The 14,029-nt window shown below is 59.1% G+C and carries 12 protein-coding genes; 11 read left to right on the top strand and 1 reads right to left on the bottom strand.

The window, feature by feature from the left end:
* Positions 1-9: 9 nt before the first annotated feature.
* Positions 10-1,989 carry a 4Fe-4S binding protein gene (locus tag QVZ43_RS07840; protein WP_302909482.1) on the bottom strand — a complete coding sequence of 660 codons (1,980 nt, stop codon included), beginning with the start codon at positions 1,987-1,989 and terminating at the stop codon, positions 10-12.
* 144 nt (positions 1,990-2,133) lie between these two features.
* Between QVZ43_RS07840 and QVZ43_RS07835 the strand changes: the two genes are divergently transcribed.
* From QVZ43_RS07835 to QVZ43_RS07785, 11 genes are all read left to right on the top strand, one after another.
* Complete coding sequence (locus QVZ43_RS07835) at positions 2,134-2,712, top strand: DUF3305 domain-containing protein (protein WP_302909481.1); 579 nt, start codon at positions 2,134-2,136, stop codon at positions 2,710-2,712.
* Entirely contained in the window at positions 2,712-3,359 is a 648-nt protein-coding gene (locus QVZ43_RS07830) for a DUF3306 domain-containing protein (protein ID WP_302909480.1), read from the top strand. The genes QVZ43_RS07835 and QVZ43_RS07830 overlap by 1 nt, the downstream gene beginning before the upstream one ends.
* A gap of 96 nt (positions 3,360-3,455) precedes the next feature.
* Complete coding sequence (locus QVZ43_RS07825) at positions 3,456-4,067, top strand: TorD/DmsD family molecular chaperone (RefSeq protein ID WP_302909479.1); 612 nt, start codon at positions 3,456-3,458, stop codon at positions 4,065-4,067.
* 42 nt (positions 4,068-4,109) lie between these two features.
* Entirely contained in the window at positions 4,110-4,298 is a 189-nt protein-coding gene (locus tag QVZ43_RS07820) for a hypothetical protein (protein WP_302909478.1), read from the top strand.
* Positions 4,299-4,383: 85 nt separating this feature from the next.
* Positions 4,384-7,269, top strand: a complete 2,886-nt coding sequence (locus QVZ43_RS07815) for a formate dehydrogenase subunit alpha (protein ID WP_223795323.1) — start codon at positions 4,384-4,386, stop codon at positions 7,267-7,269.
* A gap of 14 nt (positions 7,270-7,283) precedes the next feature.
* Positions 7,284-7,892, top strand: coding sequence for a formate dehydrogenase FDH3 subunit beta (gene fdh3B, locus QVZ43_RS07810; RefSeq protein WP_223795322.1), 609 nt, complete (start codon positions 7,284-7,286; stop codon positions 7,890-7,892).
* 89 nt (positions 7,893-7,981) lie between these two features.
* Positions 7,982-9,154 carry a formate dehydrogenase subunit gamma gene (locus QVZ43_RS07805; protein WP_223795321.1) on the top strand — a complete coding sequence of 391 codons (1,173 nt, stop codon included), beginning with the start codon at positions 7,982-7,984 and terminating at the stop codon, positions 9,152-9,154.
* Positions 9,151-9,276 carry a hypothetical protein gene (locus QVZ43_RS07800; RefSeq protein ID WP_263283171.1) on the top strand — a complete coding sequence of 42 codons (126 nt, stop codon included), beginning with the start codon at positions 9,151-9,153 and terminating at the stop codon, positions 9,274-9,276. Before QVZ43_RS07805 ends, QVZ43_RS07800 begins: the two co-directional genes overlap by 4 nt.
* Positions 9,269-9,508 (top strand): sulfurtransferase TusA family protein, encoded by a 240-nt coding sequence (locus QVZ43_RS07795; RefSeq protein WP_223795320.1) that lies wholly within the window; start codon positions 9,269-9,271, stop codon positions 9,506-9,508. Before QVZ43_RS07800 ends, QVZ43_RS07795 begins: the two co-directional genes overlap by 8 nt.
* 127 nt (positions 9,509-9,635) lie before the next feature.
* Positions 9,636-10,685: an efflux RND transporter periplasmic adaptor subunit gene (locus QVZ43_RS07790; RefSeq protein WP_302909477.1), complete on the top strand. Its 1,050-nt coding sequence runs from the start codon at positions 9,636-9,638 to the stop codon at positions 10,683-10,685.
* Positions 10,682-13,894 carry an efflux RND transporter permease subunit gene (locus tag QVZ43_RS07785; protein ID WP_302909476.1) on the top strand — a complete coding sequence of 1,071 codons (3,213 nt, stop codon included), beginning with the start codon at positions 10,682-10,684 and terminating at the stop codon, positions 13,892-13,894. Before QVZ43_RS07790 ends, QVZ43_RS07785 begins: the two co-directional genes overlap by 4 nt.
* The last annotated feature ends 135 nt before the right edge of the window (positions 13,895-14,029 follow it).

Genomic DNA, 14,029 nt, shown 5'->3' with positions numbered 1-14,029 from the left:
TGATAAGAGTTAGTTGTCCAGATAGTCGTCGCTGGTGCGCACCCGCGGGCGTTCGCGCCCGGCCATAGGTGCACTGTCCCCATGAAACTGGGCCTTGACCCGACAGTCGTCGCACATCTTGATGAGCTCAACCTTATCCGAGTTGTCGTACATCCAGTGCTGATTTTCCAATTTTTCAACAATACGGTTTATGGTGCTGGCAACGCCAAACGGTGTACCACACCGAACGCATTCAAACGGGTCTTCGCCATGCAGTGGCCGGGCACTCAGCGCGTCCTTCGACAAGTCCAGCTGGGGCTTGAGGGTGATGGCCGTTTCCGGACAGGTACTTTCGCAGATGCCGCACTGAACACAGGCGTTTTCGGTGAACTGAACCTCCGGCCGGTCCGGATGGTCACCAAGGGCACCGGTAGGGCACAGGGATACGCAGGCCAGGCACAAAGTACACTTGTCGGAATCAATTTCGATGGCGCCGTAGGGGGCACCGGTGGGCAGCGGAATCGGCGCTTCGATTTCCTCCACCATAGCGCTGACGGTGACCCGGGTAATGTCCCTGCGACCACCTACCAGCAGAACCGGGTCGCTCACCCGCCCGGCGTTGTCGCCGGGATTGCTGAGTTCATCGACAGTCACCACCCGGACCCGACCCGGGGCGTGGTGGGCTCCGCTGAGCATCGCCTGGGCCAGGGTAACTTCAGATGCCACCGCCTCACGGTCCGTGTCGTTGTCGGGCAGGATCAGGACTTCGGCATAGCCGGCGCCCAATGCTGCCATAATCTCGGCATGGCCTACCCGATCGACATGCTCAAGCGCCAGAGGGATCAGGTCGTCCGCCAGCCCATTGCCGTAGCGTGCGAGGCGGGCAATGGCTTCCGCGCCCTCGTTCAGGGTATGGAATACCAGCCGGGGGGATTCACTGGCGTGCTCGCGATAAACCCGCGCCATGACATCCATGGCCTGCACCAGAGCTTCGAACGGCGTTTCGTTCATGGTCACGGCCGAGGTGGGACACACCGCTGCACAGGATCCGCAGCCAGCGCAGATATCGGAGTCGATCTGGATGTGGTCGCCGGCAGAGAAGATGGCTTCGGTCGGGCACACGTCCAGGCACCGGGTACAGCCAGGCTTACTCGCCCGGGAGTGGGCACACAATGAGGTTTCCAGCTTGAAGAACACGGTCTTCTCAAACTCACCGACCCGCTCCCGGGCCGTCACCGCGATACGTTCAAGTTCTCCCGATTTGGCCGGATCGGCCCAGAAGTAACCATTGCGTTTCTGATGACTTGGAAACGCCGGCTCTCCTCCACGCAGGTCGATAAACACATCGCACTCACTGCGGGCGGTGGCTTTCATCTCGCCAAATCCGGGGGCGCCCCGACCAGCCGGATTCAGGGTTTGCAGCCGGGCAAACTCCAGTTTGAAATTCCCCAGCGCGCCATAGGCCGACGTCAACTGCCCCCTGGCCACATCGTAACCGGCAGAGGGCAACTGGATAGGCCCGGCATCATTCACCACACAGGTAACGCCCAGTTCGTCCTGTACCAGCTCGGCCATTCTCACGGCCTGTTCGGTGGGACCGACGATGCAGCATATCCCGTTGGACTCGATGTTCTTCACCGGCACCATCGGCGACGGTAATTGAGCCGCAGCCACAAGAGCAGCCTGCTTGGCGTGCAGGCACCTGGGATTGGCATCCGCTGAACTCCAGCCCGCACGATCCCGAATATCGATGGTGCTTAAAGGAGCGACCTGCTGAAACTCCGCTTCAATCTCTTCGCTCAAACGCTCGAACAGAGGCGCCTGCTGGCCACAGGCGATGAGAACTTCATTCATTCCGCCCAGATGCTCGGCAGCGATTTGCATATCGCCACCGCACAACTGATCGACGACTACAACGTGCTCCGCGTCCGCAGCCAGTTGCAAAGCCTCGGGGTCAAAAGACTGGGTTTTGTCACAGGAACATAACAGTAGGGTTTTAGATGCCGGCATCGGAATTCTTACTCGCGTCATTATTTTTATAAGAGTAGTTAAGAATACCTTTTTACGCCTGTCGAGTAATCAGCCGTGGTTTGTAAGAGATCCTCTGGATATTTCTTTCAGCTCTGCTAGCTTCTAAAAGAAAAGAGAGTTGCCATGAGCCGTCGTATCGAAAACTGGAAACGCGAACTGAAAGTCGGAGCCGTCGTTCGACGCTCGCCGGGGGTAACCCAGTGGGCGCGAGAAATCTGGAAGCCGGTAGCGGTTATTCCCGGCGCGCCGGATGCTTTCTGGAAAGAGATGATTCGGGACGGCGATACGGTTGATTACCACGCGGGCACGGTGGACATGGAACTGTTCCGTGCGGATGTCGAGGCCTACCTGATTTCCCTGAACATGAAAGTGCCTTCAGTGTGGGTGATCATGGATCGCGACGAGAGCCGCCAATCCCCATCCGGCTGGTTTGTCAGCACCATTACCGCCAGCGCCTATGAGGCACAGGATGCTCTCGATAGCGGCGAAAGCATCGTGGAGGCGGTTCCCATCCCCGAGTCCATGGCGGCCTGGATTAAGGAATTCATCGACATGCACTATGTCGAAGAGCCGTTCAAGAAGCGCCGTCGTGACAAGCAGCGAATTGATGGTATCGAGGATGGCAAGGGTGATGCCCGTATCCGGCAGGAAAGCGATGTTTACCGAGCGCCCTCCAACATCAAGAAGCCGAGGGTTCACTGATGACCGAGTCACGTTTTGAGCGCTGGTCGCGGAAGAAAACCGAAGCTCGTCAGGATGCGGAACTTCCTCCCGCTGCAGCCGATGAATCCCAACCCTCCCACGAAGAACAAGAGCTCGCTGTTAATGAATCACTGTCCGAGCGTGAGTTGTTGGCCAAGTACGACCTGCCGGACCCGGATGCCATTGAACTGGGTACCGACATTACCGGTTTCATGCGCAAGGAAATTCCGGAATTCCTCCGCCGCAGGGCGCTTCGCTCGCTCTGGCGCTCCAATCCGGTACTGGCGGTTCTGGACGGACTGAATGACTACGATGAGGACTACACCAACGCCGCTGCGGTAACCAGCGGATTTAAAACCCTCTACAAGGTGGGCCAGGGTTACTTCGATAAATCCGCAAGGAGAGACAAACCCGCCGATGAGCCGGCCAGCGTCCTACATGATCAACCGAGTGACGTCTCCGAGTCGGCCGATCAGGTTTCGCGGTTAGGCCCCACTGAACCTCTCCCTAAAAAACCGGAACCAAAGTCAGAGCCTGAACCGGCGATGGTGCAGCTGATCGATCCGCAGCCCTACGACTCAGAGGATGCATCTGAAAACGAGGCGCAGTCTACCCTGCGCTACCGTCCGAGGATGCGTTTCGATTAGTCGCATTTGCCGACATATTTGCGCCAAACCCAGGTCCGGTCTATATAAAGTATCACCAATGCTTAAAACATGAACACGATTTCAAAGGATGTAACTTTGACCAACACGGCTGAAGCTCAGTGCCCTCGCTCGATCAGTGAGGAAGATCGCGCACGTGCCCAGATGTACCAGTTACTCAGTTCCCTGCTCGATGGCCCACCGTCGGCTGACCTGCTGCAAGGGTTGGCCTCCCTGCGTGGTGATGACACGCCTTTGGGATCTGCTCTCAAAAATCTGGCAGTGCTTGCGGAACGCACCGAACCCGGTGATGTCGAACGGGAATACAACAGCCTGTTTGTCGGAGTCGGTCGTGGCGAACTTCTGCCCTACGCCAGCTACTACCTGACCGGCTTTTTGAACGAAAAACCCCTGGCAAATTTGCGGAGCGATCTGATGACCCGGGGCATCAAATCAAGCAGCGGAGTCAAAGAACCTGAAGACCATATCAGCACGCTGTGCGAAATCATGGCGGGCATCATTACCGGTGAGTACCTGTGCGACAGTGACTTACCCTCACAGAAAGCCTTTTTTGACGCCCACCTGGCCAAGTGGGCAGTGTTGTTTTTTACCGATTTAGAGAACGCCAAGGCTTCCGTCTTCTATGCCCCGGTCGGTTCGCTGGGGAAGGCGTTCATGGAAGTGGAGGCTGGCGCCTTTGCAATGCAATGACCGGGAGCGAACCAATCCCTTAAAACCAGGTGGAGGTAACCGATGGACAAACAACAAGGTGAGAACAGTCGTCGCCGTTTCTTGCTAATGGCCGCATCCGCAGCTCCGGCTGCCGTTGCCATGGCCGTCGCACCAAACGCAGCCGCCCAGGTCGTCAACGACGCCCAGAAAAGCCGTGGCTTACGTGACACTGAACACACACGTAAATATTTCGAATCGGCTCGCTTTTAAGGAAGCGTGAATCATTCAAGGTTGCGAAAGGCCCTTGAATGGTCACACCTCCAGAAAAACGAGAATAACGAGAGAGGAATGAGACATGTTACGGAAGAAGACCAACGGGGTAGCGAAAGGCCCCCGTGCAGGATCTTTACTTTCATCCCTCGCGGCAAAGACGATGGACCGTCGAGGATTTCTGGCGGCCTCAGGCGTCACCGTGGGTGGTTTGGCCGCTTTGTCATTGACGAGCAAACGCGTTGAGGCTGCTACGCCATCGGATTCCGGAGGCAAAACCGAAGTCAGGAAATCGGTATGTACTCACTGTTCGGTTGGCTGCACGGTCGAAGCCGAGGTTCAAAATGGCGTCTGGACCGGACAGGAGCCCGGCTGGGACAGCCCGTTCAATCTGGGGGCCCATTGCGCAAAAGGTGCTTCGGTACGGGAGCACGCCCATGGGGATCGTCGCCTGAAGAGCCCGATGAAAATGGTCAACGGGGAATGGCAGAAGATTTCCTGGGACGAGGCGATCAACGAGATCGGCGACAAGATGCTGCAAATCCGCGAGGAGAGCGGCCCTGATTCGGTCTACTGGCTGGGCAGCGCCAAGTTCAACAACGAACAAGCCTACCTCTACCGCAAGTTCGCCGCCTACTGGGGCACCAACAACGTAGATCACCAGGCCCGCATCTGTCACTCAACCACGGTCGCCGGCGTAGCCAACACCTGGGGCTACGGGGCCATGACCAACTCCTACAACGATATCCACAAGTCGAAGGCAATCTTCCTGATCGGGGGTAACCCTGCGGAAGCACACCCGGTGTCGTTGCTGCATATCCTGAAAGCCAAGGAAGAAAACAATGCGCCGCTGATCGTCTGCGATCCGCGCTTTACGCGCACCGCCGCCCATGCGGATGAGTTTGTGCGTTTCCGGCCGGGCAGTGACGTCGCGCTGGTCTGGGGCATTCTCTGGCACATCTTCGAGAACGGATGGGAAGACAAAGAGTTCATCCGCACCCGTGTGTGGGGCATGGACGACATCCGGGAAGAAGTGAAGCGCTGGAATCCTGAAGAAGTAGAGCGGGTTACCGGAGCCCCGGGAGCGCAGCTTGAGCGTGTTGCCCGCACCCTGGCCAACAACCGCCCGGGCACGGTCATCTGGTGCATGGGGGGTACCCAGCACACCAACGGCAACAACAACACCCGGGCCTACTGCATCCTGCAGTTGGCACTGGGTAACATGGGCGTTACCGGCGGAGGCACCAACATCTTCCGTGGCCACGACAACGTGCAGGGCGCAACCGACCTTGGCGTTCTGGCCGATACCCTGCCCGGCTACTACGGTCTGGCCGCCGGTTCCTGGGCGCACTGGGCACGGGTCTGGGAAGAAGACCTGGATTGGCTGAAAGGTCGCTTCGCCACACTCGACCGGGGCGGCAAGTCCAAACCCATGATGAACGAAAAAGGCATTCCGGTTTCCCGCTGGATCGATGGGGTTCTGGAAGCCAAGGAAAACCTGGAGCAGCCCGATAACACCCGGGCCATGGTGCTGTGGGGCCATGCGCCCAACTCCCAGACACGGATGCTGGAAATGAAGGAGGCCATGGAAAAACTCGACCTGCTGGTCGTTGTGGACCCCTTCCCGACCGTATCCGCGGTGTTGCATGACCGCAAAGACGGCGCCTACCTGCTGCCAACAACCACCCAGTTCGAGACCTACGGTTCGGTCACTGCCTCCAACCGCTCGCTGCAGTGGCGTGAGAAGGTGATTGATCCGCTGTTCGACTCGAAGGTTGACCACGAGATCATGAAGCTGTTCGCGGACAAGTTCGGCTTCACCGATCGCATGTTCCGGAACATTGCCATTGAGGGTGACGAACCGTCGATTGAGGACATCACCCGGGAATTCAACCGGGGCATGTGGACCATCGGCTACACCGGTCAGTCGCCCGAGCGCCTGCAGAAGCACATGAAGTACCAGCATCACTTCGACAAGACCACCCTGCGAGCCGCTGGCGGTCCCTGCGATGGTGATGTCTATGGTATGCCATGGCCTTGCTGGGGCACTCCGGAAATGAATCACCCGGGTACGCCGAATCTCTACGATATGTCGATGCCGGTATCCGAGGGTGGTCTCACCTTCCGGGCCCGGTTTGGTGTCGAGCGTGACGGCGAGAACCTGCTGGCCGAAGGTGTTTACTCGAAGAATTCCGAGATCAAGGACGGCTACCCGGAATTTACCATGCAGATGCTGATGGATCTGGGCTGGGATGGCGACCTGACGGACGAGGAGCGCTCAGCCATTGAAGCGGTGGCTGGGCCGGAAACCAACTGGAAGACCGATCTTTCGGGCGGTATCCAGCGGGTGGCCATCAAGCACGAATGTGCGCCCTTCGGTAACGCCAAGGCGCGCGCCGTGGTCTGGAACTTCCCGGATCCGGTCCCCATTCACCGTGAACCCCTGTACACCTCGCGCCGGGATCTGGTTGAGGATTACCCGACCTACGAGGACAAGACCTTCTGGCGCGTACCGACCATGTACGAGTCCATTCAGAAGAAGGACTTCAGCAAGGAATACCCCATCATTCTGACGTCCGGCCGTCTGGTTGAGTACGAAGGTGGTGGTGATGAGACCCGTTCAAACCCGTGGCTGGCCGAGTTGCAGCAGGAGATGTTCATCGAGGTGAACCCGCGGGATGCGAACAACCTGAACATTCGGGACGGCAACGACGTCTGGGTGTCCGGCCCTGAGGGCGCGCGCATCAAGGTCAAGGCCATGGTGACCGAGCGGGTTGGCGAAGGCGTTGCCTTCATGCCATTCCACTTCGGCGGGCACCTGGAAGGCAAGGACCTGAGGGAGAAATATCCCGAGGGCGCTGATCCCATTGTTCTGGGTGAATCCACTAACACCGTTCAAACATACGGGTATGACTCGGTCACGCAGATGCAAGAGACCAAGGCCACCCTGTGTTCGATCGCGCCGGCATAATGGAGGGGTAAACCATGGCACTTGAAGGACAAGCACGAGCGAAATTCCTGTGCGATGCCGAACGCTGCATCGAATGCAATGCGTGCGTCACGGCCTGTAAAAACGAGAACGAGGTCCCCTGGGGCATCAACCGTCGACGCGTCGTCACCATCGAGGATGGTAAACCTGGCGAGCGTTCGATCTCGGTAGCCTGCATGCACTGTTCAGACGCGCCCTGTATGGCCGTTTGCCCGGTGGATTGCTTCTACCAGACCGAAGACGGGGTGGTGTTGCACTCCAAGGATCTGTGCATTGGCTGCGGGTATTGCTTCTATGCCTGCCCGTTCGGCGCTCCTCAGTTCCCCCAGGCGGGGAACTTTGGCAGCCGGGGTAAGATGGACAAGTGCACGTTCTGTGCCGGGGGCCCCGAAGAGGACAACTCTGACGCGGAGTTCTCCAAGTACGGACGCAACCGTATTGCCGAGGGCAAGCTGCCACTCTGCGCCGAGATGTGCTCGACCAAAGCACTGCTGGCCGGAGACGGCAACGAGGTAGCGGACATCTATCGCCAGCGTGTCGTAAACCGGGGCTTCGGTTCCGGCGCCTGGGGATGGGGCACAGCTTACGAGAAGAAGGGTGCATAAGCAGGCCTGAGCGTTCCGGGACCCTCCAAGGGGTCCCGGAATTCATCGAGGCAACGAAGTCTTCTTGTTGATTCCGCTGGAGTGCTTTCATGAATTCAAAACTGCTGGGTGCCGTCATTCTGTTACTGACGACACTGATCTGTCCCCCTGCGCTGGCTCAGGAGTCCGCTTCGGTTGACCGCTCCTCGACCGGCGGCGCGCAAACCCTTGAAGACATTATGGCTCGTCAGGAACAGCTTAAAATTGACGAGTCCTTCCGCTCTGAAAATCTGGGAAACCCTGACAGTGCGGCGCCGATCAGCGAATCGCTCGGTACGCTGGGCGGTCGCTCTGACGCCGACATCTGGCGTTCTATCCGCTATAACAAGATCGATCCCTCCATTCAGTCACCCGGACCCGCCAACAGCGTTCTGATTCAGGACGCCGGCATGCCCTGGTACAAGCTGCGTGAGGGACCGTTGATCAGCTATGGCGGCGGCGCACTCCTCGCCGTTATTGCGCTGCTGATCATTTTCTACTTTGTGCGTGGCAAAATCATGATCGACGGTGGCCCAGCCGGCACCACCGTCGAGCGATTCAAGGCGATCGAACGATTCGGTCACTGGCTACTGGCAGGCTCGTTCATCGCACTGGCAATCACAGGACTGATCACCCTCATGGGGCGCAGCTTCCTGATTCCGGTCATTGGCAAAGAGGCCTTCGCCCCGCTGGCGAACGGCTCCAAATGGCTGCACAACAACATTGCCTGGGCCTTCATGCTGGGCCTGGTGATGACCTTCTGCATGTGGGTGGTGCACAACATCCCCAGCAAGCTGGACTGGCAGTGGCTGAAAGCCGGTGGGGGAATCTTTACCAAGTCCCACCCGTCGGCGAGGAAGTTTAATGCCGGACAGAAGATTATCTTCTGGACCGTGATGCTACTGGGCCTGTCTGTCTCCTTGTCAGGTCTTTCCATGTTGTTCCCGTTCGAGATGCCGATGTTCGCCAAGACCTTCAACGTCATCAACAGCATCTTCGGAACGGATTTGCCCACCGTACTGGCCCCGCATGAGGAGATGCAATACGCCAATATCTGGCACTCGATTGTCGCGTTCGCCATGATGGTGGCTATTATTGCCCACATCTACATCGGCTCGGTTGGCATGGAGGGTGCGTTCGATGCCATGGGCACCGGCCAGGTGGACCGGGAATGGGCCCGCCAGCACCACGACTTGTGGGTGGCCGAGGTGGAATCCAAACAGGACAGGGGGAATTCATCGTGAAAGTTATGTTTTCCGCATTTGTCGCTGCCCTGGTGATTGCCTTTGCAGCACCCATGGTACTGAACCAGTTCGGCTGGTCCGTAGCCGAGCAAACCAGCAGTGCGAGTGTTCGACTTGACTGATCAATCCGCGGTACACCAGATCGATGCGGTGGGTCTGGTGTGCCCCCTTCCCATCCTGCGCTTCAAGAAGCGCACTCAGGATCTTCCCCGGGGCACCCAGGTTGAGTTTCTCGCCGACGATCCCAGTGGCCGAAAGGACTTACAGGCCTTGTGCGAGCTCACCGGCCACCGGATAGAGTGGATCCGCGAGGAAGATGCCGGGGTTATTCGTTATCGTATCTCGCTCGCCTGAACGCCCGCAGCCTTCTCGCTGAAGGCCTGCCTTTCCTGCTCGTCCTTAGCTGCCAATCGGACACTTTTCTCTTCGGTGAACTTTCCCCTACATTATATGGATATAACCAATTGGGAAGGATGCACCCATGCACCTGGCACCTCACATCAGGGTTTTGACCCTTATTGCGCTTTGGTGCGGCCTGCCAACGACTGCCAGCGCAGAACAAACGGCTCCGGTACAAAAGCGGGAACTCGAGGAAGCGGTCCGTCTTGATGGCCTGATCGAAGCCGTTCAGCAAAGCACGGTCTCTGCCCAAACGACCGGTACGGTGGTCGAGCTTCCCTACGATGTCGACGACTCGGTGGAGGCTGGCGCACTGATTGTCCGGCTCGACGACACCGAACAGCGGGCCCGCCTTGGCCAGGCTCAGGCGGGTCTGGAAGAAGCCCGTACTGGCCTGGCAGAAGCGCGCCGGCGGTTCGAGCGCATCAAGGAGATCTTCGACCGTGGCCTGGCCTCGCGGGCGGAATTCGATCAGGCTCAAACCACGGTGGATACCGCCCGCGCCCGTCTCGAACGCGCCCAGTCCGCTGTTGAGGAAGCCAACGAACAGCTGAACTACACCCGGGTTAGCGCACCCTATGGCGGCATTCTCACCGAGCGGCATGTGGAGGTTGGCGAATCCGTGCAGCCAGGACAACCACTTCTGAGCGGCCTTTCCCTGCAACAGCTCCGGGTTGCGGTGGATCTGCCTCAGCGCTACGCGGATCTGGCCCGCCGCGAACGCCGGGCCACTGTGGAGCTGGGTAACGGCCGGCAGCTGCAAACCGGCAAAATGACGTTCTTTCCTTACGCCAACGAGCAAACCCATACGTTCCGACTGCGCATGGAACTGGAAGCCCCTGATGGCAGCCTCTATCCGGGCATGCTGGTGAAGGTGAACGTCCCGGTGGGCTCCCGCCCGGCGCTCTGGATTCCGCAATCGAGCGTGGTACACCGTGGCGAAATGCGAGCGGTCTATGTTCAGCAAGCAGAGGGGGAAACCAGGCTTCGAATGGTCCGGCTTGGCTCCCGCTCAGACGATCAGGTTGAAGTGCTGTCAGGGCTGAGCGAAGGGGAACAGGTGATCGTGCAACCGACCCTACCGTTGCCGGACACTAGCGAAAACACGGACGATGAGGAACCTGGTCTGTGAGTGGCGAACTGCGCCCTGTTGGTCCATCCGGACAGATTGCCCGGGTGTTCCAGAACTCCCAGCTCACGCCCCTGCTGGCGATGGTCGCCATCCTCGCAGGCATTCTTGTGGTTATCGCGACGCCGAAGGAAGAAGAGCCGCAGATTGATGTCACCATGGCCGACATCATGGTGGGCTTTCCCGGTGCATCACCACGGGAAGTCGAGAGCCTGATTGCCACGCCCGGCGAGCAGATGCTGGACGAAATCAAGGGCATTGAACACGTTTACTCGGTGTCCCGGCAGGGACAGGCATTGTTAACGGTACAGTTCGAAGTTGGCCTGCCCCGTCAGGAAGCACTGGTTCGCCTCTATAACAAGGTTTATTCCAACGCCGACTGGTTGCCAGCCAATTTGGGTGTATCACAGCCCATCATCAAACCACGGGGCATTGATGACGTCCCCATCATGACCCTCACACTATACGATCCCGAACAACACCAGGGCGCCGAGCAGCTGACCCGCCTGGCCCATGCGCTGGAAGTTGCGCTCAAACGCGTACCGGGTACCCGGGAGGTGTACACCGTCGGCGGTATTGCCGACCGGGTGGATATCCGTTTTGATCCGGCGCTGCTGAAAGGATTCGGGCTGGCTGTCACCGATATCCAGCAGGCGCTGCAGGCGGCCAATGCCAGCACTCAGGAAGCCCGGATTACCCGCAACGGCGTGTCGATTCCCGTTCAGGCCGGAGGTCTTCTGGAATCGGTGGACCAGGTCAGGCAACTGGTGGTGGGTATCAACCAGGGCGCCCCGGTATTTCTGGCGGATGTTGCGCAGGTTATGCGCGGCGGTACGGTGGCCGATCAAAGCATCCTGATGGGCTTTGGCCCGGAAGGCAGCCGGGCGGCGGGCGAGCTCTACCCCGCTGTCACACTCGCCATTGCCAAGAAGCCCGGCGAGAACGCGGTCGATATCGCCGCCGCCATTGAGCAGCAGGTGTCGAGACTGAAAGGCGAACTGATCCCGGACCACGTGTCCATTGCCATTACCCGGGACTATGGCAAGACGGCAGCCGACAAAGCCCGGCGACTGATCAATGATCTGATCTCCGCCACCCTGGCGGTGATGCTGCTGGTACTGGCCGCCATGGGCTGGCGCCAGGCACTGATTGTCGGCACCGCGGTGCTGGTAACCCTGCTGCTGACGCTGGTGTTTTCCTGGGCCTGGGGCTTTACCCTCAACCGGGTATCGCTGTTCGCCCTGATCTTTGCCATCGGCATTCTGGTGGACGACGGCATCGTTATCACCGAAAACATCAATCGTCGCCTGCAGTCGTCCCATTATGACCCCAAGGACCTGGTGCCCCGTGCGGTGGATGAGGTCGGCACGCCGACGATCATGGCCAGCCTGACCATCATGGCCGCCCTGCTCCCCATGGCCTTCGTCTCCGGACTTATGGGTCCCTACATGAGCCCGATTCCCATCAATGCCTCGGCGGGCATGGTGATCTCGCAGATCGTTGCCTTCGTGGTGGCGCCCTGGCTCGCGCTTCGACTGTTGAAACGCCGCCAAACAGAACGGGCATCCGGCGACGACGAAGACTCGGCCTCCGGCGTCAGTAACGCCGCGCTCAAGCTTTTCCAGATGGTGCACCAACCCTTTCTGGGCCCGCACCGGTGGCGGCGATGGTTACTGGCTGCCGGCGTGATTCTGCTCACTCTGGCAGCGGCGGCCCTGCCGGTCACACAGGCGGTCATTCTCAAAATGCTGCCCTTCGACAACAAGTCCGAGCTGCAAGTGGTGGTGGACCTGCCGGAAAACACACCCGTGGAACAGACCCAGCGGGTGTTGTCCGAGATGGGACAGCATCTGGAAGGCGTTGCCGAGGTGCGCGACTGGCAGGCCTATGCCGGCACCGCATCACCGATCAATTTCAATGGGCTGGTGCGTCAGTATTACCTGCGGCGTAATCCTTACCAGGGCGATCTTCAGATCAACCTGGTCGATGCCGAAAAGCGAGAGCGCCAGTCTCACGACATTGCCCAGAGCCTGCGGCCCGCGCTGAAAAATATAGGTGATCAATACGGTGCATCGGTAAAGATTGTCGAGGTACCTCCCGGGCCGCCTGTGCTCTCGCCACTGGTGGCCGAAGTTTATGGCCCGGACCCCGGGTCACGGGCGGCTCTGGCACGCAAGCTTGAACACCAGATGGCGGATATCCAAGGCCTGGTGGATATCGACACCACCCTGGAGGCCCCATTCAAACGGTGGCAGATCCGGGTGGACCGGGACCGTGCCGCCCGGCTGGGGGTTGCCCAGGCACAGGTCGTCATGGCCCTGCAAACCATCTTGGGCGAACATGCGGTCAGTTACCTGCACGACGAGCACGCCAAGCACCCCGTCCCCATCCGGGTGATTCTGGCCGAAGGCGACAAGGCTCAGTTACCGGCCCTGCTGTCGTTATCCGTGCGCACCCGAAGTGGCGAACTGGTTCGGCTCGCCAGTTTCGTCGACATTGAAGAAGTCACCTGGCAGGGCGCCATTTTCCATAAGGATTTGCTGCCGGCAACCTACGTAACCGCGGACATGGCCGGCGAGATCGATTCGCCGCTGTACGGCATGTTCGACCTGGCCGCAGAATTGCGAAGCGCGCCGGATGGGCCAGAGCAATATTATGTCCGCCAGCCGGACTGGCCCGATAAAGCGTCGCTGAAATGGGATGGCGAGTGGCAGATCACCTATGAAACCTTCCGGGACATGGGGATCGCCTACGCCGTCGGTGTGTTCATCATCTACCTGCTGCTGGTGGCCCAGTTCAGCTCCTACGGCCTGCCACTGGTGATCATGGCGCCCATTCCCCTGACCCTGATCGGTATCCTGCCAGGCCATGCGTTGCTGGACCGCGAATTTACTGCCACCAGCATGATCGGCATGATCGCCCTGGCTGGCATCATTGTTCGCAACTCCATACTGCTGGTGGTGTTCATCCGTCAGCTGCTGGACGAGGGATTCGCCGCTGAAGAAGCGGTGTGCCTGGCGGGCGCGGTGCGCATCAAGCCCATCGCACTGACGGCCATTTCCGCGATGGTGGGCGCCTACTTCATTCTTGACGATCCCATCTTCAATGGCATTGCCATTTCACTGATCTTCGGGCTGGCGATGTCGACGCTTCTGACGGTTCTGGTGGTTCCCCTGATGTACTACGCGTGGTTCCTGAGGGGCCGGACTTAGGGCTCGGGATCTATATTGCCTGGCACACCACACCCAAATAAAAAAACAGCCAGCAGCGAGCCTTTTGGTTCCCGTGGAAGATAACCTCCCACCACAAGTGTTCGCGACTGCCTCAACCCATCGCCAAATTTCTGC

Origin of the sequence: Marinobacter suaedae (assembly GCF_030519635.1) — a bacterium.
GTDB lineage: Bacteria > Pseudomonadota > Gammaproteobacteria > Pseudomonadales > Oleiphilaceae > Marinobacter > Marinobacter suaedae.
Note: the sequence above shows the minus strand (reverse complement) of the source record. Positions and strands in the feature narration are given on the sequence as shown.

Coding starts and splice junctions, on each gene's coding strand:
- QVZ43_RS07840 (WP_302909482.1), bottom strand. CDS start 1,989: ATGCCGGCATCTAAAACCCTACTGTTATGTTCCTGTGACAAAACCCAG.
- QVZ43_RS07835 (WP_302909481.1), top strand. CDS start 2,134: ATGAGCCGTCGTATCGAAAACTGGAAACGCGAACTGAAAGTCGGAGCC.
- QVZ43_RS07830 (WP_302909480.1), top strand. CDS start 2,712: ATGACCGAGTCACGTTTTGAGCGCTGGTCGCGGAAGAAAACCGAAGCT.
- QVZ43_RS07820 (WP_302909478.1), top strand. CDS start 4,110: ATGGACAAACAACAAGGTGAGAACAGTCGTCGCCGTTTCTTGCTAATG.
- QVZ43_RS07815 (WP_223795323.1), top strand. CDS start 4,384: ATGTTACGGAAGAAGACCAACGGGGTAGCGAAAGGCCCCCGTGCAGGA.
- fdh3B (WP_223795322.1), top strand. CDS start 7,284: ATGGCACTTGAAGGACAAGCACGAGCGAAATTCCTGTGCGATGCCGAA.
- QVZ43_RS07805 (WP_223795321.1), top strand. CDS start 7,982: ATGAATTCAAAACTGCTGGGTGCCGTCATTCTGTTACTGACGACACTG.
- QVZ43_RS07790 (WP_302909477.1), top strand. CDS start 9,636: ATGCACCTGGCACCTCACATCAGGGTTTTGACCCTTATTGCGCTTTGG.